The organism is Pseudomonas mandelii (assembly GCF_002251635.1).
GTDB classification, from domain to species: domain Bacteria; phylum Pseudomonadota; class Gammaproteobacteria; order Pseudomonadales; family Pseudomonadaceae; genus Aquipseudomonas; species Aquipseudomonas mandelii_B.
In genome coordinates, this window is sequence record NZ_NMOJ01000239.1 from 1 (window position 1) to 3,534 (window position 3,534).

Genomic DNA, 3,534 nt, shown 5'->3' on the forward strand with positions numbered 1-3,534 from the left:
GTTCAAGCCACCGGTACTGGAGAAAGAAAGCATGAGCAACTGGTTAGTAGACAAACTGATCCCTTCGATCATGCGTTCCGAGGTGAAGAAAAGCTCGGTTCCTGAAGGTCTGTGGCACAAGTGCCCATCCTGCGACGCGGTGCTGTACCGCCCCGAGCTGGAAAAGACCCTGGACGTTTGCCCCAAGTGCAACCACCACATGCGTATCGGCGCCCGCGCCCGCATCGACATTTTCCTCGACGCCGATGGCCGTAACGAGCTGGGCGCCGACCTGGAGCCGGTTGACCGGCTCAAGTTCCGCGACGGCAAGAAGTACAAGGACCGCCTGACCGCTGCGCAGAAGCAGACCGGTGAGAAGGACGCGCTGATTTCGGTCAGCGGCAAGCTGCTGGGCATGCCGGTTGTCGTGTCCGCGTTTGAGTTCTCCTTTATGGGCGGTTCCATGGGCGCCATCGTGGGTGAGCGTTTCGTACGTGCCGCCAACTACGCCCTGGAAAACCGTTGCCCGATGATCTGCTTCGCCGCCTCAGGTGGCGCGCGTATGCAGGAAGCGCTGATCTCCCTGATGCAAATGGCCAAGACCTCCGCGGTGCTGGCGCGTCTGCGCGAAGAAGGCATTCCGTTCATCTCCGTGCTGACCGACCCGGTCTACGGCGGCGTTTCCGCCAGTCTGGCGATGCTGGGCGACGTGATCGTCGGCGAGCCGAAAGCCCTGATCGGCTTCGCCGGTCCGCGCGTGATCGAACAAACCGTTCGCGAAAAGCTGCCGGAAGGTTTCCAGCGCAGCGAGTTCCTGCTTGAGCACGGCGCCATCGACATGATCATCGCCCGTCAGGAACTGCGTCCGCGCCTGGGCAACCTGCTGGCACAAATGATGGGCCTGCCGACGCCAAAATTCGTTGCCGCACCCATCGAACCGATCGTGGTTCCACCGGTACCTGCCAACCTATGACCGAACGTACCCTTGGCGAGTGGCTCGCCTACCTTGAGCAATTGCATCCGTCCGCCATCGACATGGGCCTGGAGCGCTCGCAACAGGTAGCGGCCCGCCTTGGGTTGGGCCAGCCGGCGCCTCGGGTGATCACGGTCACCGGCACCAACGGCAAGGGTTCTACCTGTGCATTCGTGGCCTCGTTGCTGCGGGCGCAGGGCCTGAGCGTTGGTGTCTACAACTCCCCGCACCTGTTGCGTTACAACGAGCGGGTGCAGCTCAATGGCGTCGAAGCCACTGACGAGCAGCTCTGCGAAGCCTTCGCNGCGGTCGAGGCGGGCCGTGGCGACACTTCCCTGACGTACTTCGAAATGGGCACCTTGGCGGCGTTCTGGCTGTTTCAACAGGCAGGGCTTGATGCCGTGGTCCTGGAAGTTGGCCTGGGTGGGCGTCTGGACACGGTCAACGTGGTAGATGCCGACCTCGCGCTGGTCACCAGTATTGGCGTCGATCACGCCGATTACCTGGGCGATACCCGCGAATCCGTGGCCTTTGAGAAAGCCGGCATCTTCCGCCAGGGCGCGCCCGCACTCTGTGGTGACCTGAATCCTCCGCAACCTCTGCTGGATAAAGCCCGCGAGCTCAATTGCCCGTTTTTCCTGCGTGGGCGCGATTTTGACCTCGGTGTGACCGATCACAATTGGCAATGGCGCGGTCTTGACGCTCAAGGGCGTGTGGTCGAGCTGCACGATTTGCCGTTGCTCGATCTGCCGATGGAAAACGCCGCATTGGCTTTGCAGGCCTATCTGTTGCTCGGTTTGCCGTGGGTGGATGGGCAAATTATTGATGCGCTGACAGCGACGCGGGTGGTAGGTCGTCTTGATCGCCGTCAAATCGACTGGCAGGGCAAGCGTCTGAACCTGTTGCTGGATGTGGGTCATAACCCGCATGCGGCCGAGTATCTGGCGCGCCGTCTGGCCAGTCGTCCGCCGGTCGGCAAGCGACTGGCAGTGTTTGGATTGTTGGCGGACAAGGATCTGGATGGTGTTGTCAGTGAGTTGAATGCTAGTGTCCAGCAATGGGCTGTCGCACCGCTGGATTCGCCGCGTGCGCGCCCGGTGGCCGATTTGCAGGCGGCGTTGCAGAACCTTGGCGCCTCGGTAACGTCCTATGACAGCGTGGCCGCCGCCCTGGAAGGGCAGTGCGCGNTGGCCACGGCCGAGGACGAAATTCTGTTGTTCGGATCATTTTATTGTGTTGCCGAGGCGCTCGAGTGGTTGGCCCGGCGCTCCACGGAGGAAGCTGCACATGGCATTACTGGATAGCGCATACAAGCAGCGAATGGTTGGGGCCCTGGTGCTGGTGGCGCTGGCGGTTATTTTCCTGCCAATGCTGTTTTCCCGCCAGGATGAGCAGCGTCAAGTGACGGTCGAAGCCCCGGCTGCGCCGCAAGCACCCTCGGTGCCGCCTGTGCAGGTCGAGCCCGTGGTGGTGCCCGAGCCGCAAGCGCTGCCTCAGGAGCCTGTGCCGAGTGATGATGAAATCGCTCAGCAAGAAGCCGCGCCGTCCACGCCGATTGCACCGAGCGCGCCAGTGGTGCCGGTGCCTGCTGCCAAGCCGGTCGCGCCCGCACCTGTCGTCAAGCCTGCCACACCGACTACGCCGCCTGCCCAGCCGATTACGGCTGCACCGGGCAAACCGGACACGAGTCAGAGTCGCGTCGATGCAAACGGTCTGTCGGTCAGCTGGTCGGTGCAACTGGCCAGCCTGTCGAGCCGTGCAAGTGCCGAAAGTCTGCAAAAAGACCTGCGCAGTCAGGGCTATAACGCCTACATCCGTACTGCCGATGGCAAGAATCGGGTGTTTATCGGGCCGCTGATCGAGCGTGCCGAGGCGGATCGCCTGCGGGACTTGTTGGGCCGGCAGCAGAACCTCAAGGGGTTCGTGGTGCGTTTCCAGCCTGAGCGTGGCTAAAAACTATCGCCACGATTTGAAATGCACTGACAATCGCAGCTTACCGATAGCCATGCGCTCTGCTAAAATGCGCCGCCTTATCCGTACGTAGGCTGCACTGTGCCATTTACCTGGGTTGATTGGGCGATCGTTGCAATCGTCGCCATCTCCGCTTTGATCAGTCTAAGCCGCGGCTTCGTAAAAGAAGCACTGTCGTTGCTGACTTGGATCATCGCAGGAGTCGTAGCCTGGATGTTCGGTGGTTCACTGTCGGTTTACCTGGCCGGGTATATCGAAACACCTTCGGCTCGCGTTATCGCGGGCTGCGCCATCATGTTCATCGCCACGCTGCTGGTGGGGGCAATGGTCAATTATCTTATTGGCGAGTTGATACGTGTCACCGGCCTCTCCGGGACCGATCGATTTCTCGGCATGGCCTTCGGCGCCGCGCGTGGCGGCCTGCTGGTGGTTGTGGCGGTCGGGCTGTTGAGCCTGGGGCCGGTACAGCAGGATTCGTGGTGGCAGGAGTCGGTACTCGTGCCAAAATTTCTATTGGTTGCAGACTGGTCCAAGAACCTCATTCTGGGGTGGAGCAGTCAGTGGCTGGCCAGCGGAATCAGCGTACCCGCTGATCTTCCGTTCAAGGAACA

At 61.4% G+C, this 3,534-nt stretch carries 4 protein-coding genes; all 4 read left to right on the forward strand.

The genetic code is table 11. From position 1 onward, the window contains the following. The first annotated feature begins 31 nt into the window (after window positions 1–31). Entirely contained in the window at window positions 32–952 is a 921-nt protein-coding gene (gene accD, locus B7L09_RS28380; RefSeq protein WP_094471618.1) for an acetyl-CoA carboxylase, carboxyltransferase subunit beta, read from the forward strand. Next, entirely contained in the window at window positions 949–2,256 is a 1,308-nt protein-coding gene (gene folC, locus B7L09_RS28385) for a bifunctional tetrahydrofolate synthase/dihydrofolate synthase (RefSeq protein WP_094471616.1), read from the forward strand. The genes accD and folC overlap by 4 nt, the downstream gene beginning before the upstream one ends. Then, a complete protein-coding gene (locus B7L09_RS28390; RefSeq protein ID WP_094471617.1) occupies window positions 2,240–2,905 on the forward strand; it encodes an SPOR domain-containing protein in 666 nt (221 codons plus the stop codon). Before folC ends, B7L09_RS28390 begins: the two co-directional genes overlap by 17 nt. 99 nt (window positions 2,906–3,004) lie before the next feature. Beyond that, window positions 3,005–3,534 (forward strand): CvpA family protein (locus tag B7L09_RS28395; RefSeq protein ID WP_094471619.1); only part of this gene is annotated, 530 nt, incomplete at its 3' end.

What these genes read in the sequence shown, in the direction of transcription:
- B7L09_RS28390 (WP_094471617.1), top strand. Translation starts at nt 2,240, where the DNA reads ATGGCATTACTGGATAGCGCATACAAGCAGCGAATGGTTGGGGCCCTG.
- accD (WP_094471618.1), top strand. Translation starts at nt 32, where the DNA reads ATGAGCAACTGGTTAGTAGACAAACTGATCCCTTCGATCATGCGTTCC.